This window comes from Hallella mizrahii, assembly GCF_009695775.1.
GTDB classification, from domain to species: Bacteria; Bacteroidota; Bacteroidia; order Bacteroidales; family Bacteroidaceae; genus Prevotella; species Prevotella mizrahii.
Genome location: NZ_VUNG01000037.1, coordinates 1 through 26,879, shown reverse-complemented (window position 1 = coordinate 26,879; position 26,879 = coordinate 1). Strand labels below are relative to the sequence as shown.

General features: G+C 46.1%; 16 protein-coding genes. 13 read left to right on the top strand and 3 right to left on the bottom strand.

From position 1 onward, the window contains the following. The first annotated feature begins 131 nt into the window (after window positions 1-131). The 9 genes from FYJ73_RS12200 to ilvC all read left to right on the top strand — a co-directional run bounded on the left by FYJ73_RS12200 (window position 132) and on the right by ilvC (window position 13,393). The gene (locus FYJ73_RS12200; RefSeq protein ID WP_235899359.1) at window positions 132-3,524 is read left to right on the top strand and encodes a sensor histidine kinase; all 3,393 of its coding nucleotides are present in this window, start codon (window positions 132-134) and stop codon (window positions 3,522-3,524) included. Continuing rightward, on the top strand, window positions 3,521-4,243 hold the full coding sequence (locus FYJ73_RS12195; protein ID WP_154535001.1) for a DUF5932 domain-containing protein: 723 nt from the start codon (window positions 3,521-3,523) through the stop codon (window positions 4,241-4,243). The genes FYJ73_RS12200 and FYJ73_RS12195 overlap by 4 nt, the downstream gene beginning before the upstream one ends. Window positions 4,244-4,307: 64 nt before the next feature. After that, window positions 4,308-4,877 (top strand): AbgT family transporter, encoded by a 570-nt coding sequence (locus FYJ73_RS12190; RefSeq protein WP_336509606.1) that lies wholly within the window; start codon window positions 4,308-4,310, stop codon window positions 4,875-4,877. A 9-nt stretch (window positions 4,878-4,886) separates the two neighbouring features. After that, a complete protein-coding gene (locus FYJ73_RS12185) occupies window positions 4,887-7,091 on the top strand; it encodes a DPP IV N-terminal domain-containing protein (RefSeq protein WP_154534999.1) in 2,205 nt (734 codons plus the stop codon). Between the two features lie 210 nt (window positions 7,092-7,301). Next, window positions 7,302-9,104 (top strand): dihydroxy-acid dehydratase, encoded by a 1,803-nt coding sequence (ilvD, locus tag FYJ73_RS12180; protein WP_154534998.1) that lies wholly within the window; start codon window positions 7,302-7,304, stop codon window positions 9,102-9,104. 24 nt (window positions 9,105-9,128) lie between these two features. Beyond that, a complete protein-coding gene (gene ilvB / locus FYJ73_RS12175) occupies window positions 9,129-10,916 on the top strand; it encodes a biosynthetic-type acetolactate synthase large subunit (protein WP_154534997.1) in 1,788 nt (595 codons plus the stop codon). Window positions 10,917-10,923: 7 nt separating this feature from the next. After that, on the top strand, window positions 10,924-11,451 hold the full coding sequence (ilvN, locus tag FYJ73_RS12170) for an acetolactate synthase small subunit (protein ID WP_154534996.1): 528 nt from the start codon (window positions 10,924-10,926) through the stop codon (window positions 11,449-11,451). 2 nt (window positions 11,452-11,453) lie between these two features. Then, the gene (locus FYJ73_RS12165) at window positions 11,454-12,230 is read left to right on the top strand and encodes an acyl-[acyl-carrier-protein] thioesterase (RefSeq protein WP_154534995.1); all 777 of its coding nucleotides are present in this window, start codon (window positions 11,454-11,456) and stop codon (window positions 12,228-12,230) included. Window positions 12,231-12,349: 119 nt separating this feature from the next. After that, complete coding sequence (gene ilvC, locus FYJ73_RS12160; RefSeq protein WP_154534994.1) at window positions 12,350-13,393, top strand: ketol-acid reductoisomerase; 1,044 nt, start codon at window positions 12,350-12,352, stop codon at window positions 13,391-13,393. Between the two features lie 98 nt (window positions 13,394-13,491). Here the strand turns inward: ilvC and FYJ73_RS12155 are convergent, their stop codons facing one another. The 3 genes from FYJ73_RS12155 to FYJ73_RS12145 form a co-directional block, all read right to left on the bottom strand. Then, window positions 13,492-14,976 (bottom strand): glycoside hydrolase family 10-like protein, encoded by a 1,485-nt coding sequence (locus tag FYJ73_RS12155; protein WP_154534993.1) that lies wholly within the window; start codon window positions 14,974-14,976, stop codon window positions 13,492-13,494. 120 nt (window positions 14,977-15,096) lie between these two features. Beyond that, complete coding sequence (locus FYJ73_RS12150; protein WP_154534992.1) at window positions 15,097-16,653, bottom strand: OmpP1/FadL family transporter; 1,557 nt, start codon at window positions 16,651-16,653, stop codon at window positions 15,097-15,099. Window positions 16,654-16,699: 46 nt separating this feature from the next. Next, on the bottom strand, window positions 16,700-17,647 hold the full coding sequence (locus FYJ73_RS12145; protein ID WP_154534991.1) for a hypothetical protein: 948 nt from the start codon (window positions 17,645-17,647) through the stop codon (window positions 16,700-16,702). 146 nt (window positions 17,648-17,793) lie between these two features. On the opposite strand from FYJ73_RS12145, the gene prmA reads away from it, so the two are divergent. From prmA to FYJ73_RS12125, 4 genes are all read left to right on the top strand, one after another. Further along, window positions 17,794-18,657 carry a 50S ribosomal protein L11 methyltransferase gene (prmA, locus tag FYJ73_RS12140; protein WP_154534990.1) on the top strand — a complete coding sequence of 288 codons (864 nt, stop codon included), beginning with the start codon at window positions 17,794-17,796 and terminating at the stop codon, window positions 18,655-18,657. A 1,569-nt stretch (window positions 18,658-20,226) separates the two neighbouring features. Beyond that, on the top strand, window positions 20,227-21,507 hold the full coding sequence (locus tag FYJ73_RS12135; RefSeq protein WP_154534989.1) for a radical SAM/SPASM domain-containing protein: 1,281 nt from the start codon (window positions 20,227-20,229) through the stop codon (window positions 21,505-21,507). Beyond that, complete coding sequence (locus FYJ73_RS15960) at window positions 21,504-23,639, top strand: outer membrane beta-barrel protein (RefSeq protein ID WP_154534988.1); 2,136 nt, start codon at window positions 21,504-21,506, stop codon at window positions 23,637-23,639. Before FYJ73_RS12135 ends, FYJ73_RS15960 begins: the two co-directional genes overlap by 4 nt. Then, entirely contained in the window at window positions 23,551-25,845 is a 2,295-nt protein-coding gene (locus tag FYJ73_RS12125; RefSeq protein WP_473733511.1) for a peptidase domain-containing ABC transporter, read from the top strand. The genes FYJ73_RS15960 and FYJ73_RS12125 overlap by 89 nt, the downstream gene beginning before the upstream one ends. The last annotated feature ends 1,034 nt before the right edge of the window (window positions 25,846-26,879 follow it).

Here is a 26,879-nt window from a genome sequence, read left to right as displayed (position 1 = left end):
AGGCTAAGACTGCAAATAATTTATCTTGAAGAGTCAATTTTCGGTATTTTCTTTTTGTTTTCAGAAAATAATAGTATTTTTGCAAAGTGAGATGCTTATACATGGATTGTCTGCTAAACACAATAAAAAGGTTGATCTATAGACATGAGCTGGAGATGTTGGCGCTTGCCGTTTTGCTGCCAGTCCTATATTCTTGCTCCGGAAAGAAGCAAGAACGGATCGATCAGCTCAATGGCCAGTCTTACGCGTGGCATTATCGCAATCTTGATTCGGCAGAAGTATATGCACGGTGGGCTTTAAAAGAAGCTGATAACAAGGGTGACGGTGCTGCAGAAGCCTATAACAATTTAGCCTTTGTTGACATCGCACGGATGAAATACAGAAATGCATGGAGACTACTGAAACAAGTACCGGAACTTACGGACAATCAGATAGAAATACTTATCTCTGATGTACAGTTGATGCGCTTGTGCCAACGGGAGTCTTTCAATAAGGAGTTCTATGATTATCATGAGCGTGCACTTCGGTGTATTCAGCGTTTTCAGAAGGAATCCTATCGCTTGTCGGACCACCAACAGAGAAGGCTGCTATATGCTCAAAGTGAATTTCAGATCGTTACGTCCACATATTATTACTATGTCGGTCTGAACCATCAAGCCGCTCAGGCTATTCAAGACATGAGCTCTTGGAATCAGCTGATACAGGATACCGCACAATATATCAACTACTGTTATAATGTTGGTGCAGGAGGAATCATCTTGGGAGGTACAAAGCAGGATATCGCCCAATCAGAGTTTGAGTACCTGATTCAGGCATACGTATTGGCCCAGCGTTGCGATATGCCTTTTTGGGAAGCTCAGATCATACAGGCCATCAGTGAGCATATACAGGATCCCAGTATGCGTAAATTGCTGATTAGCAATAATGTGCCAGCTTTTAAGTACATAAATACCTATGACATGCCGGATTCTCTTTTAGCTGGTAATCTGGCTCTACGTGCTTTACAAATTTTCACCGAATATGGTGATGTGTATCAAGTGGCGGGTGCCAACCGCACTTTAGCGGAGTGTTATTGGTATATCCATGACTATCGTTCGGCTTTGATATGTCTTCAAAGGGCATTGGCTATCAAGGCTGTCCATCAGGCGCCGGATCTGGTGGCATCGATTCGCGAGCGGCTCTCACTTGTCTATTCTGCTGTTGATGACAAAGCCAATAGTGACCGGAACCGAAATATCTATCTCGACATTCAGGAGCGGTCTCGACAGGATCGTCAGCTTGAGGCAAGGGCCAGTCAACTCAACTACTCTTCTCGTCAGCTCAATATCATGCTCGTAGCAGTTGTGCTGATGATACTTGTCTTTGTAGCTTTACTCTTTGTCTTTGATGCAAAACGTCGTAGAAGTGACAAGGCTTTCTCGCTTGATACGCTTTTAGAGCCATTGAGAAATTGGCAGCGTGAGAACGAGAAGCGCAATCGTCTCATGAATGAGAATATCAATGAGATGAAAGAACAACTCACTATTGGCAAATTGCATTTGCAACAACACAAGCGAAAAAATCTTGATGCGCGAGCAAAAGTTCAACTCGTTAACAGCATATTGCCATTCATTGACCGTATGGTGTATGTCGTCCATCAATTAAAACAAGAAAAAGAAAGCCATCAAGAAAAAAGGGACGCTGATTGGAAAAAGCGCAACTATGACTATCTGATGGAGATCACAGACAGCATCAATGACTATAATTCGATTCTGACTCAATGGATACAAATGCGGCAGGGTGACGTGAGCTTAAAGATAGAGAGCTTTGACTTGCAGGATCTCTTTGACATGGTTGAACGATCTCGTGCTTCGTTCCGTATCAAGGGTATTGATCTACAAGTGAAACCGACAGACTTGAAGGTGAAAGCTGACAAGACGCTCACTTTGTTTATGATCAACACGATAGCCGATAATGCGAGGAAATTTTCCAATGAAGGTGGTGTGGTGAAAGTAGAAGCCAATGGCATGCCAGACTATGTCGAAATCAGTGTGGAAGATAATGGGCCGGGCATGACGAAGGAAAAGTTAAGTCACATTTTTGACCGTACCTATACCGGCGGTCATGGCTTCGGACTGAAAAACTGCAATGGCATCATCGAGAAGTATAAAAAGATGAGCCGCATCTTTAGTGTCGCATCAATTGGTGCGGAGAGCGAACTGGGTAAAGGCACGCGTGTTTTCTTTCGCTTGCCTTATGGATTCCGTCGTGCACTCACTTTACTTTTTCTGTTGTTTACCACTCTTTTACCGGCTTTCTCTACACCTTCTGCTCCACGAAGAGGCTATGCCAATGAAAGTAAGGCCGCTGCTTATGCGGATAGTACTTATTACTGTAACATCCGTGGAGAATATGAGAGGGCTTTGCGCTTTGCAGATAGTTGTCGGGCAGTGCTCTCACCCAGTGATACTGTCATTTTGCTTGATGTCAGCAACGAGACGGCAGTGGCTGCATTGGCATTGCATCAATGGAAACTCTACGAAAAAAGCAATAGCGTCTATACAAGCCTCTTCCGGCAGGCCAGCGCAGACAGTAGTCTGCCTGATTACGTACGTACGATGCAACGCAGTGAAAACAACAAGACGGTGGCGATTATCCTGCTTGTGTTATTGCTGTTGACGATCCTTCCTGCTTATTATTTCCTTTATTACAGACATCAACTCGACTACCAGTCGTGCATAGACCGTATCAGAAAAATGAATCAGTTGCTTACTTCTGATCTTTCTGATGAGCAGAAACTAAAGGGTATCGACCGTTTGGCAGACTTTGCTTCCTTCGATCTTAGAGAAGAGCAACTGGCCACTCTGTCAAATATAGTACAGACTGTGCGTCAAGCTGAACTCGATGCCATACAGGGTCAACTCCGGCAGGCTGATGATTTGGAGTTTGCAGAAGACGAACAGAGAAGACTGAATTTGGAAACAGCCCGCTTGCACGTATCCAATAGTGTACTTGACAATTGTCTTTCGGCTTTCAAGCATGAGACGATGTACTATCCTTCCCGTATCAGACAGTTGGTGCAAGAGTCCCCCGACAGCATAGACGACATCGCAGAAGTGGTCGATTATTATCACGATCTTTATGTGGTGCTGGCCCAACAGGCTATGAGGCAAGTGCCGACCATTCGATTAGATGATGAGATGGTTGATTATTTCTTTGACTTGTTAGGTGATGTCAATGATAGAAAGGCACCGGCAGTGATGAGTAAGACTCTTGACGATGGGTATCTTAAAATGCAATGCTTATTAAGTCAGCGTCACGATGACGCGGAAGCATGTCGGGCTCTATTCACTCCCTACACTTCTGATTTACGTTTTCTGCTTTGCAGGCAGATTGTGCGTGAGATGGGAGAAGCGACTAACCAAAGAGCTTGTGGTCTGAGTGCCCATGTTGGTAAAGAGGGTATTCTGATAGAGGTTATCATGCCTGCCAGGCTGAATGAACGCTGTTTGATCGCAATGAAAAATAATCATATACAGATATGAAAGACTTTAATGTTGTTATTGTGGAAGATGTACCTTTGGAACTGAAAGGTACAGAGGGAATTTTCAAAAACGATATTCCCGAAGCGCATATTATAGGTACGGCACCTGACGAGGTCTCCTATCGTAAACTCATGACTAAGCAGCTTCCGGATCTTGTCTTGCTGGATTTGGGGCTTAGCGGATCGACCACTGTGGGTGTGGAACTTTGTAGGGAAACCAAGCAGGCGCACCCGGAGGTGAAGGTTCTGATCTTTACAGGAGAGATTCTCAATGAGAAGCTTTGGGTCGATGCATTGGATGCCGGTTGTGATGGCATCATCCTCAAAAGCGGTGAGTTGCTAACACGTGGTGACGTGGCAAGTGTGATGGACGGCAAACGTCTTGTTTTCAACCAACCTATTTTGGAAAAAATTGTCGAGCGTTTCAAGCGTAGTGTAAACAATGACCTGATGCGTCAGGAAGCGTTGATAGATTACGATATCGATGAGTATGACGAGCGTTTCCTTCGTCATTTGGCCTTAGGGTATACTAAGGAACAGATTACAGCACTGAGGGGTATGCCGTTTGGGGTCAAGAGCTTGGAAAAACGGCAGAACGAACTGGTGAGTCGTCTCTTCCCAGAGAGCAAGGGCACCAGTGTCAACGCGACACGCTTGGTAGTACGAGCTTTCCAATTGCATATTCTCGATTTGGATAATTTGCAACCCGATGAAGCATAGGATGAGATCACTGAGTTGGCGTCCGGTTGTCTATAGGTTGTCTATAGGATTAGCTTTGGCACAGGTGGTACTCATCTTTCTGTCTTGGCTTTTGTCAGCTGCCATGCCTCAATCATCGATTCTCTCGTTGTTAAGTGCTCGTGGCATCAGGTGGTTCTTTGGCTATTTCGTGGTGGAAGAGGCATCTGCTCTTTTATTGTGGATCATCTTGGGAGCTATAGCTTGGGGTGGAATAAGAGGTAGCAATCTCTTGGTTACGGTCATACAGTGTACCAAGTCCGGCTTTTCAGCACTTCCACGACGTGTCAAGTTAGCATTGGTTACTGCTGGTTTGTTCGGCATTTTACAGATCGTCTTTCTTTTGTTGTTGACTGTTCCGCCACAGGCCGTGCTTCTTAGCGTTACAGGAACGTTATCCGATAGCAGTTTCTCTGCGAGTATCATTCCGTGTATATGCTTCTTGCTGACCACCGTGTCGATTGTCTTCGGCCTGATCAGTGGCACCTTGCAGGGAATAGATGGTGTCTGTCGTGCACTGTGTTCACAGCATGCGCTTTTGATGCCTTTGCTGTTGCTATATGTAATGGGCTCTATGTTAGTAAGTTCTGTATATTTTGTGTTTTTTAGTTATTAAATATCTAATATGAAAAAGGTCGTTTTCCTTATTTTCCTTTGTATGGCTTTTATCCTTTCCGGTGCGGCTGCAAAACGCATCGATCTCAAGTCGTTGACGGCAGGTGAGTTTACTGCCCAACGTTTAACAGGTATTAATCCCTTGGAGGGCACTGACCAGTATGCCAGCATTTCCCAAAATGGGAAGCAGGTGATACAGTATTCTTTCAAGACTGGTAAGCAAACTGCGGTGTTGTTTGATGTAGATGACACACAGGGTGCTAAGATAGACAACTTCGACGGCTACATCATGTCGCCGGATGGTAAGCGAATGCTCATCCGCACTAAGACGCAACCTGTCTATCGCCGTTCCTATAAAGCTGTCTTCTATATCTATACGATGGCTTCCCGTAAACTGGAGCCTTTGTCAGACGGAGGCCCGCAGCAAGCTCCTGTATGGTCGCCTGATGGAACAAAGGTGGCTTTTGTCCGTGACAATAATATTTTCTTGGTCAAACTGCTTTACAACAACAGTGAGAGTCAGGTGACAAAAGACGGGCGTTTCAATCATATCATCAATGGTATTCCAGATTGGGTCAATGAAGAGGAATTTGCTTTCTCACATGCCCTAACATTCAATGCTGACGGCACAATGCTATGTTGGCTACGTTATGACGAGAGTGCCGTAGAGCAGTATCGTCTGCAGATGTTCAAAGGATTAAATCCGGAACATAAGGAGTATGCCGTTTATCCCGGTGAGTATGCTTATAAATATCCTAAGGCAGGTGAGCGAAATGCCACCGTCAGTGCCTGGAGCTTTGATATTCAGTCTCATCGCATACAGCGTCTGCAAGTACCTGTGGACAGCGACGGCTATATGCCGCGTATTCTTCCTACTTCCAATCCCAATCGCATCATCGTCTATACGATGAACCGACATCAGGATGTACTGAATCTCTATGGCGTCAATCCCCGCAGTACGGTAGCTCAGCTGTTACTTTCTGATCATATCTCCCGTTACGTTAAGGAGGAGGCAATGGAGACCGCACGCATTGGAAGTGATTATATTCTGTTGCCCTCAGATCGTGATGGTTACATGCATCTCTATCTGTATAATAGCAATGGTCAGTTGCTGCGTAAGATCGGTAATGGTAATTTCGATATTACCGATGTGTATGGCTATGATGAGAAAACGGGTGATGTCTATTATCAGGCTGCAGCCCTTAATCCTCAGGACCGGCAGATCTATGTAGCCCATAAGGATGGAAAAACAGAACGGCTCACCAAGAATGAGGGTTGGAATTCGGCCATCTTCTCCAGTGATCTTCGTTATTTTGTCAATTGTTGGAGCGACTATGATACACCTTATATATATAGTACCTGTAGCAACAGCGGTAAGGTGATTGCTACCAACCTCGATAATCAAGTGCTGAAGCAAAAGATCCGCGACTATGGTTGGACAAAGAAGGAGACTTTCTCTTTTACTACTTCAGAGGGTGTCAAACTCAATGGATGGATGATCAAACCGGCAGACTTCGATCCTAATAAGAAATACCCTGTGATCATGTTCCAATACAGTGGACCCGGCAATCAGCAGGTGATTAATTCCTGGGATGCCGGATCTATGAGACAAGGCGGAGCTTATGACCAGTATCTTGCGCAACAGGGCTTTATCGTTGTATGTGTGGATGGTCGTGGAACCGGTGGTCGTGGAGCCGACTTTGAGAAATGCACCTATCTACATTTAGGTAATTATGAAGCTAAAGATCAGGTAGAGACAGCACTTTGGTTGGGTAAACAATCTTATGTCGACAAGGACAATATCGGCATCTGGGGATGGTCTTATGGCGGTTTCTGTACACTGATGAGTATGAGTGAAGGTCGTCCTGTATTTAAGGCTGGTGTTGCCGTAGCTCCTCCTACGAGTTACCGTTACTACGATACCATTTATACTGAGCGTTACATGCGCACACCGAAAGAGAATCCTGACGGCTACAATGACAATGCTATCACGCGTGCTGACAAACTCCACGGTGCGTTGCTCATCTGCCATGGTACTGCCGATGACAACGTGCATCCGCAGAATACTTTTGAGTATGCTGAGGCTTTAGTTCAAGCTGACAAAGATTTTAAGGAATTGTACTACACCAATCGCAATCATGGCATCTCCGGGGGTAATACACGCAATCACCTCCTGCGTCAAATTACTCAATGGTTTGAAGAGCATCTGAAATAGTAGTCTCTTCTCATCTCGGGTGAATATTCATGACGAATATGTCATTCAAGGCTCCAAGGAAAAAGCTGATACTTTTCTCCCTTGGAGCTTTTTCGTTATTGTCTTTTTTCTACTTGTAATCTTTCTATTTTTAAAATTATCAGTCTTTTTTGTTGTAGATTGCAAGAATTGTTGTATCTTTGCATGAAAATACCAATAAGAATAAGATTTATGAAGCATCAATTGAGAAGTGCTGTCTGTACAGAAGGCAGAAGAATGGCAGGAGCCCGCGCTCTTTGGGTGGCAACAGGTATGAAGCATGAGCAATTTGGTAAGCCCATCATAGCAGTCGTCAACTCTTTCACACAGTTTGTACCAGGACATACACATCTACACGATATAGGCCAGATTGTTAAGCAGGAAATCGAAAGCTTGGGGTGTTATGCAGCTGAATTCAACACGATTGCCATCGACGATGGTATCGCCATGGGACATGATGGTATGCTGTATTCACTGCCTTCCCGTGATATTATCGCTGATTCCGTAGAATATATGGTCAATGCCCATAAGGCTGACGCTATGATCTGCATCTCCAATTGTGATAAGGTCACGCCGGGCATGCTCATGGCAGCCATGCGCCTTAATATCCCGACAGTGTTCTGTTCTGGTGGCCCTATGGAAGCCGGACGTTGGAACGGAGAGAACGCTGACTTGATCACAGCAATGATTAAAGGTGCTGACACAGAGGTGAGCGATGACGAATTGCAAAAGATAGAGCAATGCGCTTGTCCTGGTTGCGGATGCTGCTCGGGAATGTTTACTGCCAACTCCATGAACTCGCTGACAGAGGCTATTGGTCTTGGTCTTCCAGGCAATGGTACGATCCTCGCCACGCATGTCAACCGCATTGAACTCTTTAAGCAGGCTGCAAGACAGATCGTCAAGAACGCACTGGCCTATTACGAGGATGGCGATGAGAGCGTGTTGCCTCGTAACATCGCTACAAGAGATGCTTTCCTCAATGCCATGACTCTTGACATAGCCATGGGAGGCAGTACCAATACTGTACTGCATCTGTTAGCAGTGGCTCAAGAGGGTGGGGTGGACTTCAAAATGCACGACATTGATCAACTCTCCCGCAAGGTGCCTTGCATCTGTAAACTGGCTCCTAATACTCAGAAGTATTCAGTACAGGAATGCAACCGGGCCGGTGGCATCCTTGGCATACTCAACGAACTGAACAAAGGTGGGCTGATCCGCTCTGATGTAAAGCGTGTGGATGGTATGACATTAGGTGAAGCCATGAAGAAATACGATATCACAGGCTCTACTATTGACCCGGAGGCAGACCGTATCTATCATAGTGCTCCTGGACGTAAGTTCTCTACCAAGATGGGCAGTCAGAATACGCAGTGGCCGTCACTCGACACTGACCGCAGCAATGGATGTATTCGCGACCTTCAACATGCCTATACCAAGGATGGCGGTTTGGCTGTGCTTTTCGGAAACATTGCTCAAGACGGTTGTGTGGTAAAGACAGCCGGCGTTGATGAGAGCCTGTGGCATTTCTCAGGTCCTGCTGTGGTTTTCGACTCCCAGGAAGACGCCTGTGAAGGCATCTTGGGTGGTAAGGTGAAGAGTGGTGACTGTGTGGTGATCACTCATGAAGGTCCCAAGGGTGGTCCGGGTATGCAGGAAATGCTTTATCCAACATCTTATATAAAGAGCCGTCACTTAGGTAAGGAATGTGCATTGATCACTGACGGACGATTCTCAGGCGGAACAAGTGGACTGAGCATTGGACATATCTCACCTGAAGCAGCTGCCGGTGGTAACATCGGTAAGATCAAGGATGGCGACATCATTGAGATTGATATCCCCAACCGCAGCATCAATGTGAAGTTGAGCGAAGAGGAACTCAAAGCCCGTCCACAACAACCCTTGAAACGTCATCGTGTAGTCAGCAAGGCACTGCGTGCGTATGCCCAAAGCGTGAGTTCCGCAGATAAGGGCGGTGTGAGAATCATAGATTAAAAAAGAACAATACAAAGACAAAATATGAGCGAGAATCAACAACAAACAAAACAAGCGGCTGCGTGGACAGAGCCGGAGGCTCCCTGGTCGGGAGTACGTATCGGCGAAGAATGCAGCGGTTCAGAGATATTGATGCGGGCATTGTATCAGGAGAATGTGCATACCATCTTTGGCTATCCAGGAGGTGCTATCATGCCTGTGTATGATGCTTTGTATACCTACACCCATAAGAAAGATCCTTGGTTTCACCATGTTCTCGTCCGCCACGAGCAGGGGGCTGCCCATGCTGCCGAGGGATATGCGCGTGTCAGTGGTGAGGTCGGCGTGACGATTGTCACTTCCGGTCCTGGTGCCACAAATACGCTTACCGGTGTAGCTGACGCAATGATGGACTCCATTCCTATTGTTGTCATTGCTGGACAGGTGGGTGTAGGCTCATTGGGTACAGATGCTTTTCAGGAAGTAGACTTGGTGGGTATGGCTCAACCAATCACAAAGTGGAGCTATCAGATCCGTCGTGCCGAGGATGTGGCATGGGCTGTGAATCGTGCTTTCTACATTGCACGTAGCGGGCGCCCTGGTCCTGTAGTGCTTGACTTTCCACGTAATGCTCAGATCCAAAAAGCCAAATGGATGCCGGGAAAGACAGACCGCGTCCGCTCTTACATCCCATATCCTAAGATTGACGAAGAGGCTGTCAAGGCAGCTGCAGATTTGATCAACAAAGCCAAGAAGCCTTTGGCTTTAGTCGGCCATGGTGTAGAGTTGGGTAATGCCCAGGATGAGTTAGTCGAATTCTTGGAGAAAGCCGACATCCCTGCCGGACGAACCTTGTTGGGCCTTTCTGCACTATCTTCCGACCATCCGCTGAATATGGGTATGTTGGGTATGCATGGTAACTATGCCCCAAACATCAAAGAGCAGGAGTGCGACGTGCTCATTGCCATCGGTATGAGATTCTCTGATCGCGTCACAGGCCGTCTCGACCGCTATGCCAAGCAGGCCAAGGTGATCCATTTGGACATAGACCCGTCCGAGATCGATAAGAACGTGAAGACTGATGTCGCCGTCATCGGTGACTGCAAGGTAAGCCTTCCTGCCATCACGAAATACTTGAATAAGGCAGTTCATCGAGAGTGGCGTGATTCTTTTAAGCCTTTGTATGAAAAGGAAAAAGCGGAAGTCATTGAACCTTCTATTCACCCACAAGGCAAGGAACTATTGATGGGTGAAGTGGTGAATGCAGTGGCTGAGGCTACCAAGGGTGAGGCAGTGCTTGTCAATGATGTAGGCCTTAACCAGATGTTCTCATGTCGCTATTTCAAGTTTCATCGTCATCGTAGTGTCGTCTCAAGCGGTGGTCTGGGCACAATGGGATTTGGATTGCCAGCCGCTATTGGGGCTACCTTTGGCGCACCGGACCGTCAGGTTTGTCTGTTTACCGGTGATGGTGGTTTCCAGATGTGTATTGAAGAACTCGGAACGATCATGGAGCAGCAGGCGCCGGTGAAGATCATTCTCTTGAACAACAACTATCTTGGCAACGTGCGTCAGTGGCAGGATCTGATGTTCAACCATCGTCGCTCGTTCACACACATGCTCAACCCTCATTATGAGGAATTAGCCCGCGCTTACCACATCCCCTACGATGTGGTGCTGACGCACGACGAGTTGAAGTCAAAAGTGGAGAAAATGCTTGCCACCGACGGACCTTATATCCTTGAATGCGCTGTCAAGGAGGAAGAGAACGTCACACCTATGATCACTCCTGGAAGTGCGGTGGATGAGATGAAGTTGCATTTGGATATTTAATCGTATTATGGAACAGAAGTTTTATACCTTATTAGTATATAGTGAAAACATTGCCGGCATCCTCAATCAGGTGACGGCAGTGTTCACACGTCGTCAGGTCAATATCGAGAGTCTGAATGTCTCGGCATCCAGCATCGACGGCATACATAAATACACGATCACGTGCTGGTCTACGGAAGACCAGATTGTGAAGATCACCAAGCAGCTGGAGAAGAAGATCGACATCATCAAGGCTAATTTCTATACCGATGATGAGTTGTTCATCCATGAAGTAGCCCTTTTCAAGATTTCAACACCGGTGTTGTTGGACAATCCAGAGGTTTCGCGTGCCATCCGTCGTCATGATGCCCGTATGATGGAGGTCAACCCAACTTATTCCACGGTGATGCAGACAGGTCTTACCGAAGACATTGCAGATCTCTTCAAAGTGCTCAATGGTTTCAACTGTCTTCTTCAATACACGCGTTCCGGCCGTATCGCCGTGACGCGCAGTTTTGAGGAGCCCGTTTCTGATTTTCTTAACCGTCAAGAGTAGCTATGCAGTCAAAGGTAGGCGAATATCCTTTCACAGTGGAGCCTTTCCACTGTGATTTTAGCAACCATCTCTTCTTGAGCAGTCTGAGCAATGACCTGCTCAATGCCTCTGACTATCATAGCGAGAGCCGCGGCTACGGCATCAGCTACCTCAATGCGAGACACCGCACATGGGTACTCTCCCGGTTAGCAGTAGAGATGAACGACATGCCGGTAGCTTACGACAAGATAGCCATCTCCACGTGGGTGGAGGCAGCCTTCCGCTTTTTCACAAGCCGCAACTATGCCATCACGAGTCAGGATCATCAGACGGTCTATGGCTATGGGCGAAGCATCTGGGCGATGATCGATACAGACACCCGCCAGCCGGTTGACATTCTTCAGATACAAGGTGGGCTTATCAAGGACTATATCGAGACGGATCGTGATTGTCCGATAGCCAAGCCGGGGCGAGTAGCCATCAGCAAAGACGCCACGTTGGCGAAAACCGTGACGATGAACTACCATGACATCGATGTCAATGGTCACGTCAACTCGGTCAAATATATCGAGCATGTGCTCGATTTATTCGGTTTGGACTGGTATCGCAGCCATCGGGTGAAGCGTTTCGACATTGCCTATGTGGCTGAGAGTCATGCTGGTGACGAGCTATGCTTTTTCATGGAAAAGGCCGCTGCGAAAGAAGAAAACGATGAAGAGGAATACCTCGTTAGAATCGTGAGAAAAGGTGCCGAAGATGGAGAAGTAGTAAGATGTAGTATTAAATTTGTAAAAATCTGAAAGAATATTTGGTGGTTATATTTTAAATTATTACCTTTGCGCTCGAAAACAGAGGGGGAGAATAAAAGAACCAAGAAAGTCATAGATTTCTAACATATTATAATTAAAACACATTAATTATGGCAGAGATGAATTTTGGCGGCGTCGTTGAGAACGTCGTGACAAGCAAAGAGTTCACATTGGATAAGGCACGTGAGGTGCTGAAGAATGAGACGATCGCCGTCATTGGTTATGGTATTCAGGGTCCTGGTCAGGCAGGTAACCTTCGCGATAATGGCTTCAATGTCATCGTTGGTCAGCGTGAGGGCCGCAGCTACGAGAAGGCTAAGGCCGACGGTTGGGTGCCAGGTAAGACACTGTTCTCTGTTGAAGAGGCCGTAGAGAAGGGTACAGTTATCTGTATGTTGCTTTCTGACGCTGGTCAGATCGCTGTTTGGCCTACAATTAAGAAACATCTTACTGCTGGTAAGACACTGTATTACTCTCATGGTTTTGCCATCAACTGGCAGGATCGTACGGGTGTTGTTCCTCCAAAGGACATCGATGTGATCATGGTTGCTCCAAAGGGTTCTGGTACATCTCTTCGTACTATGTTCCTTGAGGGTCGTGGTCTGAACTGCTCTTACGCTGTTTATCAGGATGCTTCCGGCAAGGCTAAGGAGAAGACACTGGCTATGGGTATCGGTATCGGCTCTGGCTATCTGTTCGAGACAACCTTCCAGCGTGAGGCTACTTCCGACCTGACTGGTGAGCGTGGTGCATTGATGGGTGCTATCGAGGGTCTGCTTGAGGCTCAATATAATGTTCTTCGTGAGCACGGACACACGCCTTCCGAGGCCTTCAACGAGACAGTTGAGGAGCTGACACAGAGTTTGATGCCTCTGTTCGGTGAGAAGGGTATGGACTGGATGTATGCTAACTGCTCTACTACAGCACAGCGTGGTGCACTCGACTGGGCTCCTCGCTTCCGCGAGGCTATCACTCCGGTGATGGAGTGGCTCTACCTGAGTGTGAAGACTGGCGAAGAGGCTCAGATCTCTATCGACAGCAACTCTAAGCCTGACTACCGTGAGAAGCTCAATGCAGAGCTGAAGGCTATGCATGACATGGAGATGTGGCGTGCTGGTGAGACCGTTCGCAAGCTGCGTCCTGAGAACAACTAATTTGATTTAGTGCAACTAAATATAATCCCCATCTTGACACTGTCAAGATGGGGATTTTCTTATAGTTACTTTCTCATATTAAATCGGATGGGGGAAAGCTACAGTTTGATTTTTACTTTCTTTCCCTTGCTTTCGTTTCCAACTCGGTCGAGAGCCGTAACGACGTAGGTGAATTTTTCTTTTCCATGATTATATGGTAAGCGGTACATCGTGTCTCCGGTGATGGCAATGATATGTGACGCATCCTCTATGTTCGCCTTCTCATCTTTTCCAAAGCGATAGACGACATATCTGCTTGTCTTGTCGCCCCACTTCTTAGCTTTGGGTGCGGACCAAAACAAGATATAGCCGTCGCTCGTCCAGACTGGCTTCACCTTGCGAGGCTTCTTGGGACTCTTATCGTCTAAGAATGGCATGGATGGAGGTAAGGCAGAATTGCGCCAATAAGCATTGCGCAGTACATTGCCATAGTTGCCGTAGTTGTCAGCAACCAGTTTAGCATACCACAGTACAGTGCCATCAACATGGTGCATCTGTTCATGCAGTGCGTGCTTGTCGGGCATCTGATTGCTGTTGGGATTGGTTTGAGACGGATATTTTACGGTGCGTTCTACATCCTCGCCGATGAAAAGCGGACGGTTGGCAGCGTGCTTATCCCACCAGCGGATGAGCGTGGCATAGTCTGCTGCCGGATGGCCAATCTGCCAATAGAGTTGGGGCACGCAGTAGTCCACCCATCCATTGTTCACCCACAGCAGCACGTCAGCGTAGAGATCATCATAATTCTGTAAGCCGTTGGTTTCAGAACCATTCATTGGATCACTCTTCTTGTTGCGGTAGATGCCGAAAGGAGACACACCGAACTTCACCCATGGCTTACGCTGATGGATAGTCTCACAAAGCTGTTTGACGAAGACGTTTACCTTATCTCGTCGCCAGTCACCGATGGTTCGGAAACCGCTGGGATTGTTGGCGTAGAGTTGTTGGTCGGGGATGATCTGACCGGGAGCGGGGTAGGGATAGAAGTAGTCGTCCATGTGAATGCCGTCTACATCATAGCGGCTGACGATGTCATCGACGATCTTGCAGATATAGTCCCGGTTCTCCTTCAGTGCCGGATTGAGGATATATTGTCCGTCGTAAGAAAACACGCGCTCGGGATGTGTGATGGCAATATGATTCGAGGCCAGGGCTGTCGTTGTCTTTGTCTTGGCTCGATAAGGATTGATCCACGCGTGCAATTCCATGCCTCGCTTATGGCATTGTTCGATCATCCATTGCAGTGGATCCCAATAGGGATTTGGCGCTTTGCCTTGCACGCCTGTGAGGAAACGACTCCATGGTTCGTATTTGCTGGCATAGAGTGCGTCACATTCAGCACGCACCTGAAAGATGATAGCATTCACGCCGTCGGCATGGAGAGCATCGAGTTGCTTGGTCAGCGTACTGCGCATCTCGTCAGGTGTGAGACCGTTGAACTGTCCGTTGACGCATTGAATCCATGCACCGCGGAATTCACGCTTCTGTCCATAGCTGAACACGACTTGTAGAAGGAGGAATAGTAAAATTAGCGTTTTTCTCATAAAATTGTTTAGTGTGAATGTTCTGAAGTGCAAATGTACATATTTTCTTTGTAATACAAAAAATCCATCAAGACAAAGTTGTCTTGATGGATTTTATTATATCTGCTTCTAAATCTATCATTAGAACTTATAGCCCAATGTGAGCAATACCTGATTGCGCTTGAAGTTAACCTTTGTGGCATCCACGATAACATTGTTGCCTGAATTAGCAGTGTCGTAGTAGCTCATGAAGGGATAGAAGTCACCGTTGGTCTGTGTGTATTGATAAGCCAGATCTGCGAAGAACTTACCAGCAGTATATCCGACACCACATGTCCAGCGGTTGGTGCTCTTCCAGTTGGTGTAGTCCGTAGATGTGGCATAGAAAGATCCTGGTGACTCAATGCTGCCATCACGATAACCACCTTGGTTGAACATTGGACTTACATAGTTGTAGCCCGCACGGACTGCCAGTTGCGGCATCACCTTCACTTCGGCACCTAACTTCAGCGTGCTGACACCTTTCAGCACACGCTTGGTGTTGCTGTTCATGGCATCGTCGCTGCTGCTGTTGTCGTAGTAATAGCCCCAGTCGTCATATCCGCCGCCATCGTTGATGCGGTTGTCGATACGGCTGTAGTCGGCATATTCATAGGTAGCACCGATTGCCACCATTTTGTCAATGGTGTGGCCCAGGCTCACACCGAACTTCCAAGGTGTGTAGACCTTGTAGTCGTAGTCGACGGCATGACCTTTATCCAGCTTATTGTTGCTGCTGTTGAACATGCTCACATCGGTGGCAGCAGCCTCATGGAGGTCATACCAAACCGGTGTGTTGACATACAGGCCGATGCGGAACGGTGACTGCTCAATGGGACGGAAGATTACACCGGCCTTGAGGTCATAGCCAGTTCCCGTGATCTTAAGGGACTCGTAAGCATCGGTAGAAGTTTCCTTCTCTAAATTCTCGGAATAGAGCGAGTTGGATTGATAATGAACATCGTGGATGCCGAAGGTCAGTCCCAAGAATACCCGGTCGTTGATGTTGCCACTGATGTTGAAGTCATAGCTGCCTATGTATCCTTTCTGATATTGACCATAAAGGAATTCGGTGCCGTTGAGATAGTCCAGACCCGTCTGCTTTCCCGAAGCATCCTTGATGGGGTTCAGCATCGCGGAGTAGCAGGCATCTACGGCATTGATGTTGTAGTCTGTGAGATAAGGATACTTCATAGCCGTCAACTTATTCTGAGAGGCATTGTTGAGCTTGTTTCCCGCAGTGAGAATCTGGTCGAAGTTACGGCTCTTATGATAGTTGAACGCAAAGTTCAAATAGTTCTTATATCCCGTGCGCATCGAATAGACGAAACCGCCCTGGTCAAAGCTGGCGTTGGTTTTGTCGCCATTGATGTGTATGCCGAAATTGTTGCTTAGACTTGGAGTAGTAGTAGCGTCCTGTTGTGCTACCAGTCCACCGGAGATAGCCACCTGGCTGGAGCGGAAGAGTCCGATACCTGCCGGGTTGGTGCTGATCGTTGACAGATCGGCACCCAAAGCCTCCATTGCACCGCCCATACCTACATAGCGGGCTGTACCGTTGAGCTCATTCTGTACGAGCTTCGTATCCTGATAAGTCTCTTGAGCAGCGGCAGGCAGTGCCATGGCTACCATTGCCGCTAACAAATATTTCTTTTTCATCGTCATTCAAATGTTATTAATGAGTAACCATTAATGTGATCTCGGTTTAGCGTCTGCCACCACCGAAGTGGCCACCGCCCCCGGCTGAACTATGACCGCCGCCGAAGCCTCCACCACTGAAGGAGCCGCCACCTCCACCGAAGGAACCTCCTCCGAAGGAACCACCGAAGCTTGATGAGCGAGTAGAACCAAAGTTGGTATTATTATTGGAGCGGGTAGGGTAGTTGGTTCTACTGCCAAACGAACGGTTACTTTGGCTGCGCCATGTGTAAGTGTTGCCGTCGTTGTTGCCACGTGTCGAAGAACCGCGACCGAAACGGACACCAGAGTTGGAAGCATGATCGTTCAGGCCCCAAGTACGAGTGCCGGTGTAGCCGCGTGGATTGCCGCCGTTATACACATATCCACCTCCTGGCCAGCCCCAGTTGTACCAGCCATAGTAGGGATAGCCCCAGCCGTACCAGCCACCGTAACCATAGTACCATGGGTCGTACCAGCCGGCATAACCATAATACCAAGGATCATACCAGCCGGCATAGTCGTAGTACCAGGGATCGTACCAGCCATTGTAGTAGTACCAAGGCGAGTAGTAACCGGCATAGCCCCAGCGCCATGGACCATAGTAGCCATAGAACCAAGGATCATAGAAGCCGTCCCAACGGCTCATGCGTCGTGTGTAGGTATAGTCGTTGTCGCCCAAGGCACGACCAATGTAGGCAGTGTCGACATATGTTGTGTCGGGCAGCACACCATAGCCGGGACGGAATCTCACCATGTTGTTGCCCAGTGAGTCACGTCCGATCTTTTGATACATGCTACGGATGCCATAACGGTTGTAGTCATCCACGCTGCGTTTGCTTCCGCAGTAGTAGGCAGGTGCCTCGTTTGTGGTTGGCGCTGCCTTGCTTGGCGTGAAGTAAAGATCATCGTCTTGTGCCAACGCTGCCAGTGGCATTGCGCTGGCGAGTGTCAATAGAAGAAATAACCTTTTCATATCTCAAACTCCTTTTTATTTTGTTCTTTTCTATCTACAGTGCAAAATTACCGTATTTCTTATGCAAATATAGGGATTTTTCCCTATATGGTAGTAGAGTTTTCCCTAATTTTTATAATTTTGCAGTATAATTTAATCATTCATTTATGAAATACCTTACAGCAACTTTTCATATCGCTTCCGAGCCCTCTCTGTTGCAGACGGCGCGTGATCTTTTGGCCGACTGCGCAGGCGATGCAGGCTTTGAGTCTTTTGAAGATACCGAGGACGGCATCAAAGGTTATGTACAGGAAGATCAGTTCGACAAGGAGCAGCTCGATGCCCAGCTTGCCGACTTTCCGCTGCCCGGCATCAATGTGACTTACGAGCTTTCGAAGGTGGAGGATAAGGACTGGAACGAGACTTGGGAGAACGAAGGCTTTGATCCTATCGACATCTACAACCGCATTGTCATCTATGATGCACGTCAGACGACGCCTCTGCTTCCCGAGGGAGTCATCCCCATAGCTATTCAGGCTCGTCAGGCTTTTGGTACAGGCACTCATCAGACTACACAGATGATCATCGGCTTGCTGCTGGATATGCATCTCGCTGGTAAGCGGGTGCTGGACTGCGGCTGTGGCACAGGCATCCTTGGTATTGCGGCCTCCAAGCTTGGTGCTAAAGAGATTGTGGCCTACGACATTGACGAGTGGAGTGCCGACAATGCTCGCCACAATGCTCAAATCAATCATGTGAAGAACATTGAAGTCTTGCAGGGTGATGCCAATGTGCTGAACCATGTCTCCGGCGTCTTCGATATCGTGTTGGCAAACATCAATCGTAATATCTTATTGCAGGATATGGCTGCATTCCGTAATGTGATGATGCAAGACAGCTTACTCATTCTTAGCGGCTTTTTTGAGGATGACTGTGCTCAGCTCAATGCCAAGGCAGAGTCTTTGGGACTCAAACAAATGGGTAAGTACTCCAAAGACAATTGGTGCTGCCTCCAGTTTGTCGTGGAATAAGAATGTCTCACATGGCATTTATGTCCATTGGACTTCCATACTTGTATGTCCCTGAAAGGGACACACCATGAATAACCCCGGATCGTGCGAGGGGAGATGTCCTCGAAGAGGACTCACGTGGGTGTGCAAAGTAACTATCGACCAGCACTTTGTCATACATCCACGTGAGACCTCTTCGAGGTCATTATACTGCCGTCAACTTTACCCCAAGTCGCTCGCGAGTAAGGCCCTCCGCTTCGCTTCGGTCCTTACTTGCTCGATGACTTGGGGATATTCATGGTGTGTCCCTTTCAGGGACATGAACCAACCCAAAGCACTATGGAGTTATGCATCTGTGTAGAGTGAAATCTGTGTGAGATAAAAACACCCTCATCAAAGATGTTGTTCCAGATTTAACGTGCATCATCGTACATTCATCGAGCAAATAAAACTGAATTTCCGTGGGGGCATGGTGAGAAACAAAAACTCATGCATTGGATGCAAGCGGTATTACTTACATTATTCATAGAATGAATCTTTCACATGAATGTCCATGAATTAGTAACATACTTTACAAAATAGCATCACCGCGGAATCGCAATTTAGAGAACGAAGGAAACTAAAAAGAGGAAAAAGCAGTGGCGGGTCATGCTTTTTTGCGGCCTTTCGTTGTCAAAGTACCTTTCTGATGTTGTCATCTCGGTTGTTTGACCAGGTCAAACAACCGAGATGACGTGGTCAAACAACCGAGATGATAGCGTCAAAAAGGCTTTCTGATAGGTAATGTTACCGTTTTCTCACAGCAGAGATACCATTTCCTTTGAGATAAAAAGCACTCTGTATCTACAACCTGTTGACAGTCAGATGAATATAAAAACACCCTCGAAATTCGCGAAATTGAGAGCAACATGGGTGTTGGCTCAGAAAATCGCAAGGAGAAGGCCCGAAAAATGTCAGTTTATTCAACACTTATCTGTTCGCTCTGATGGTATTCCTCAAACTGACATTGAGATTGCGATAGCGGCTGTTCGGATTCACCTTGGGTGATAGAGGCGGACTATCGCGCAGACAAAACAGAATTGCGTTTTGCAAGCAACCAAAGGAGAATGGAATGATTACCGTCACAGGGGTTAGGGCGGGGATACCCCCTGACCCTACGCTTCACCACATGCGACACCGGTAACAGTATGCTACAAAAACGATGTGGACGCCAACCACCGAAATGAATTTGTTGAATCGTTACATTTAATAACAAATACGTTAAAATTATCTATTTTTTATATTGATAATTACAACGTATTGCTTTTTTTACTATTTTTGCATCAAATTTAATCAATGACGTATGAAAATATTGCAAGAAGGAAATACTGATAATTTTGAAATTCTCTCAGGCTCTGAGATGGATTTTATCTTGGGCGGTGCCGTTGATTGCAAGCATAAGTATATCAATGGTAATGTAGAATGTCACAAGCGATACACTGATGACGATAGCGGGAATATCACGTGTATGCGAAATTATGTGCTTATCACAAAATAAAATTTTAACCCTAAAAGTTGAAAAGATGAAAAAACAAAATCAAGCAGGCTAGGATGGCTGATTGTGATTTAGAGAAGTCCAATTACAATGTTGTCAAGACGATAAAGGGCGAAACTTTGGTTTTTAACACGCTTAGTTCTTCTTTTGTTTGTCTTGATACGGATGTGTGGAATCAACTTCCCCAAGGTGATGATGCTACGATCTCACAACTGATCAGAATGGGCATTTTGGTGAAAAGCCATGATGAAGAGTATTTGAAATACAAATATTATTGTGGGAGCAAGATGTTTGATCATCGTGCTTTGTCATTAACGATTGCTCCCACGATGATGTGCAATTTTGATTGCCCCTATTGCTTTGAAGGGAAGCATAAGAACTTGCCACCAATGACTGACGAGGTGATAGATCATCTCGTACAATTCATAGATGTGAACAAAGCCAAGGAAATAGGTATCAATTGGTTTGGGGGAGAGCCCTTGTTGGCTTTTCCTGTCATCCTGAAGATCTGTGAAGCGCTGGAGGCACGTCAAATCAAGTATACATCCAGCATGGTGACCAATGGCAGTCTGCTCCGGCATGAGGTTGTTGAGGCGATAGCTCCCCTTCATCTGCGTCGTCTGCAAATTTCTCTTGATGGTGTGGGGGAAGAGCATGACAGACGCCGTAGCTTTAAGGACGGTCGCCCTTCTTTCCAAGTGATTATGGACCATCTTGATGATTTCTTGCAGCATACAGATGCCAAGGTGGTGCTTCAAGTGAGTGTTGATCACACCAATCCCAATGCGTTTGGACACGTCCATGATTATGTGGAGAAGCGTTATGCCGATTTCTTGTCGGCAGGTCGCTTGTGTCTTACCTCTAACAATATTCAAAACCGCACAGGGTTCGAAGGCCATGATGCGTGTTTTTCCGATGAGCAAATCTTCAGAAATAACGTTTATCAAATAGAAAACAACAAATATCCAGAACTTCTTCCAGGCCTCCCAGGGCTGAGTCTGCCGTGTATGCATCGGAGTGTCGGTAACTATGCGATTGACTCGGAAGGCTATGTGTATAAATGTTTGGAATATTTGGGATGTCCGGAGAAGAGTGTCGGAAATTTAAGTGAAGGTAAGATCGCTTTCTCGAAGTTGGCTTCGGCTACATTTGTGGAAGATCCTTTTGAAGATTCTGTTTGCAGAACTTGTGCAGTTTTCCCTATCTGCGGTGGGGGATGCCCCATTGACAGAGTCAAGAAAAGAGAAGGACGCATCAAGTCTTGTTGCAGTTACTACAAGGACTATTTGGCCGACTTACTGCCTCTTTTTTATACACATTATTATAAAGACAAATGATGACCAGTTCGTTATATAGATATTTATTTTTCTTCCCTTTATTAACTTCTTTATCGGTGTCTGCGCAAAATGCGCAGGACTCAGTGAAGACAACCGTCAATATTGATGGTGTCACTGTTGTGGGGCATCGCCCGCTCATCAAGTCCGAAGCAGGTATTGACGAGATTTATGTGCGTGGATCCTTACTTGGTAAGATGGGCTCCTTGATGAAGATGTTTGCCATCACGCCGGGTATTGAGGTGATGGGAAAACAAATCGTAGTCTCGGGGGCTGGTGTGCCAATGATCTTCATAGATGGTCGTGAGGTTACGCAGCAGAAAGCCTTGGAGACCTTGCAGGCTGCCAATGTGTCCAAAGTGATCATTGATCGAAATCCGGGATCTGAGTATCCTAATGGTACGAAGGCTGTAGTGAAAATCTATACCTATAAGCCGCTGTCTGACTTTATCGCTCTTACCCTTCAAAACGACTTTACTGTAAGGCGTAGGCCTTTTGATGCCCCAACTCTAGACTTGGAGGCTAAAATCGGGCGTTGGACGACATCGGTTATCTATTCTTATTCTTTATTTCAGAATCTCAATAAGGAAACTTACTTCACTGAGATCCAACGCCCCGGCGGCACTTTCCGAACGGATGAATATAATCATGATTTGATGCGTTCCATCGATCATAATGTTATTTGGACCAATGATTTCGTTCTGAATGCCAATAGCCGTCTCAGTTTCGTGTATAACTTTGATTGGACACGCGATAAGGATTTCTGTGATGAGACCATGACGGTCAAGGATCTGCAAAATGCCAAAAGTGATAAGGATCTGAATATCTACAGTTTTTCCTATACACCGGTGCATAACTTCACATTACAGTATTATGGGTCATGGAACGATAACAAGGAACTCAATCTGACGGCTGACTACACGGTGAAGCATGATCGTCTTACCAATTGGACACACGAAAGAAGTGTACAGACAGACGACGAAATCAATACGTTCACAAAAAGTCGCTATAACATTCTCACGCTGAATGGTACCTACAGCTTCCCTCTGCCATGGAAGATGAAGGGTAAGGCGACTGCCAGATATTACTATGTTGATAATCCTTCGGACTATATCACGGACAACCCATTCATAGAAGCTGCACTTCGGCAGCGCCAGACGACAGCCCACGATCAGTTGGGGGCGGGTGCGTTTGAGCTAAGAAGAGCGTGGAAGAAATTCTCTACGCGCGTAGGCTTGCGTTATGAATATACCGACACGCGGTTGTGGCTGCCAAAAGAAGGGAGCCGGACAAGAGTAGGGCGAACCTCCTCCAATTTACTTCCTTCGGTATTATTGACCTATTATCCCATTAAAGGGTTAACAATGGCTGCCAGTTATCAGCGTAGTGTCGGGAGACAAGGGTATCGTGGCTTAGATGAAAGCCCCATATATAAAGATTCTCTTCAGTACTCCGTGGGCAACAGTAGTTTGACTCCTTCGCATACGGATACTTGGAAATTAGAAACTTATTGGAGTAACTTCAATCTGATCCTGAATTATACAAGAAGCAATGGCGTTATCTGGAATCAGCAATATGCACCCTTTGAAAATAGTAATGTCATCTTTGACGTACCAATGAACTTTGGGGTGGACAACAGTTATTCTATCAGGTTGAAATGGGGACAGACCTTCGGAAAATGGTATCTCTTTGCTTCTCCTGGTGTATGGTATGAAACAGCTGAATACCCATATATGAGTGAAGTTGTCAAGTTGCATAAATGGTCGGGGAGCGGGACACTATTCTCACAATTCACGCTCAATGATCATCTTCAGATGGCACTGAATTGGACACTGTATACGCGGTCTACCACTCTGAATGTTGTGAGTAAGCCGAAGAACAATTTGCAATTTGTCGTTTCCGGCAGTTGGTTGAATGACAGACTTAATACAACCTTGTCATTCACAGACATCCTGCATAAATACAATTTGAACAACATGTCGCAGCAATTCCTCAATACCACAAGCGGCACCTATGGCACTAACGATCTGCGGGGCGTATGCCTTAGTGTGTCTTTTAAGCTCTTCAATCAGAATATCAGTACACAAGGATCCTCTGACAATTCTGCACCATTGCAACGAACTAATAACAGATAAGGTGTTTGGACATTTTCCTCATGAGCTGCAGACCGATTCGTTTGATTGCGGATTGGCTTGCATCAGGATGATTCTAAGATATTATGGCTGCCGGTTCACGGAACGTGAGTTGGCAGCTCATAGTTTTGTGTCACGCAATGGCATTTCTATGCGCGATCTCAGCGACACGGCGACCTATTTTGGCTTTAAGACTCAGGGCGCACGCCTGTCTGTCGATGCACTTCAAACCCATCTCCGTTTCCCTTGTATCCTGCATTGGAATCAAAATCACTATGTGGTTTGCTATAAGATTTGTGGAAGGGCAGGCCACAGGCGTTTCTACATTGCTGATCCGGCAAGTAGAAATCTTGTCTATAAAGAAGATGAATTTCTGAAATGCTGGGGCTGCGATAATGATTCTGTTCACATGGGGGTAGCCTTGTTCCTGATTCCGACAGAAAAACTTGATGCCTTTAAGGGAAGAAAAGAGAAGGCAGGGCGTGTTGGGCTGCGCTTTCTCTTGAGTTACTTCACGCGTTATCGCAAGGGAGTAATGATGGTTTTTATTACTATGCTGGTCATCAGTGTCTTACAGTTGGTCGCTCCACTGTTGATGCAGATAAGTATCGATTATGGTGTCAATGCTCATAATCTTCATGTCATCCAACTTTTGCTCTTGTCACAGATGGTGATCTTTGTTTCAAGTCTGGTGGTGAGTATGGTGCGTAGTTGGGCTACTCTGTACATGAATACCAAAATCAGTATTTCGCTCATCTCTGATTTCCTCTTCAAGTTATTGCAGATGCCTTTCCGCTTTTTCGATACAAGGCATACAGGAGATTTGTTGCAGCGTATCCGTGATAATGACCGCATTCAGAACTTTTTGACTGGGTCATCCATGGAGACTTTGTTCTCAATGGTCAACTTTGTGGTCTTCGCTGTTATCCTTTGTTTCTATGATCCGAGAATTCTGCTTTTGTTTTTTTGGGGAAATGTCTGCTATGTTGCTTGGACGCAATACTTCATGCGTTATCGGACATCGCTTGATTTAAAGCGTTTTAACTCTGTCGCTGATGAGCAAGAGTTATTATTGCAGATCGTCAAAGGAATTGGAGATATCAAACTCTTCAACTGTGAAAAGCAAAAACGATGGCAGTGGGAACGCATACAAGCAGAACAGTTTAGTATTCGTGTCAAGAATCTCACGGTGGCACAAGTGCAGCAGTTGGGATCTGTGTTTTTCAATCAGTCAACGAACATTCTGATTTCTTATCTCGCCTGTGTGGAGGTCGTCAAAGGAGACCTCTCACTTGGCATGATGATGTCCATCTCGTATATCATCGGACAAATATCTGCTCCGATCAACAATTTGATTGACTTTCTGACTTCTTTTCAGTTTGCCAGGCTCAGCATGGAGCGCCTACACGAGATACAGATGCAGCAAGATGAGACGGATGGGAAAGGTGGAGAAAAAGTTACGCCTCAGAGTATGACCATCAAAATGCAAAATGTGGATTTCAGCTATAGTGGGGCTGCCAGAAACTATGTCCTTCAAGACTTTACGCTTGTCATTCCCGCTCATAAGGTGACGGCTCTTGTCGGTGCCAGTGGGGTAGGCAAGACAACGTTGCTGAAGTTGATACTGGGCTTCTACGAGCCCGTCCATGGCAAGATCCTTGTCGATGGCATCGATCTGCATGACATCGACTGCCATCAATGGAGGAGAATGGTGGGATGTGTTATGCAGGATGGCTATATTTTCTCAGATGACTTTCTGCATAATATTGCGTTAGGTGAAGATCGTCCCGATGAGGAACAAGTGAGGAAGGCGGCAAGAATGGCCAATATTGATGAATATATCTCTTCTTTGCCAATGGGCTATCTTACACGTATCGGAGAGGATGGACAAGGGCTCAGCCAAGGACAGAAACAAAGGCTGATGATTGCCAGGGCTGTCTATAAGGATCCGCAGCTGTTGATACTTGATGAGGCCACCAACTCGCTTGACGCCAATAATGAGAGGGACATCGTGGCGCATTTAGAGACTTTCTATCGCCAGCGTACCGTGATCATTGTCGCCCATCGGTTGAGTACAATTCGAAATGCTGACCAGATCGTTGTCCTCAACGAGGGCAGGGTAGTGGAGCAAGGGGATCATGACAGTCTCATGCAGGCCCATTCTTATTATTACCGATTAGTTCAAAATCAATTAGAAACTATAAAATGACGATTCTGAAATTGAAAAACGGAAACAGAAAAAAGTGCCATGACGTTTTCTCGAAGGATGAGGATAATAGTGGGCATACGGAGGAGATCCGAAAGATCATTTCTTCCGATATGGGTAATGTGCAGCGCTGGGGCCTCCCTTTGCTTTTCGTGGTCGTGATCTTATGTTTCATGCTACTCTACTTGATTAGAATACCTGTTGGTGACAATATCAGAGGCAGCGTCCGTCTGATAGTTCTGCTTATGCAAGTCTTGTAGTTTCACTGTTTCCCGTTAGATCGCATAAACTGTCTGTAAGCGTCTCCGCAATTGTGTATTGTAACGGAAGCAAGCATTGCGTATCTTTTGTATCTGGATTTCATTAAATTGCAAAAAAACGCTGCTTGGATTTTTCTATCTTACAAAAGGTCCTTCGCTACGTAGGTCTCAATCATTCTCTGCTTAACGAAGGATCTTTTGCTATCGCATTACAACATAGATAACATAGCTTCGACCCCACGATAACATGGCTTCGAGTTCATAATAACATGACTTCTGGATCATGAGAACATTGATTCTCATAACTACAAAGGATTGGTACTAAATGCAGTTGTAGTTGTATCCTTCTTTACTTCTGTTTTAATTTAATCATTTTGTCACAGATGTTTCTTGCTACAAATGTCGGAAATTACAATTTATCCATTATCTTTGCATTTAAATTTAAAATTTACTCACCGCACCATGAACAGAATGTTTTTCTTACTCTGCTCTTTGTTTCTCTCCCTGTCCATGATGTCTCAAAGCATCGTGCACAATTTAGACATTACCGTAACCCTGAAGTATAATGGCGATGCCCATATCCGGGAAGTATGGAAGATCGATATGGGCGAAGATGTTAAGACAGAATGGTATGTCGCCCACTATAATATTCTGAATTTTCGATTAATTTGTAGCGATAACGCAAGCTGCAAAGCCAATTATCTATAAATCAGTTTATATTTAACTTATTATGTTTTGTCATTTCATTTATTATTGTTACATTTGTAGCGGTAATCA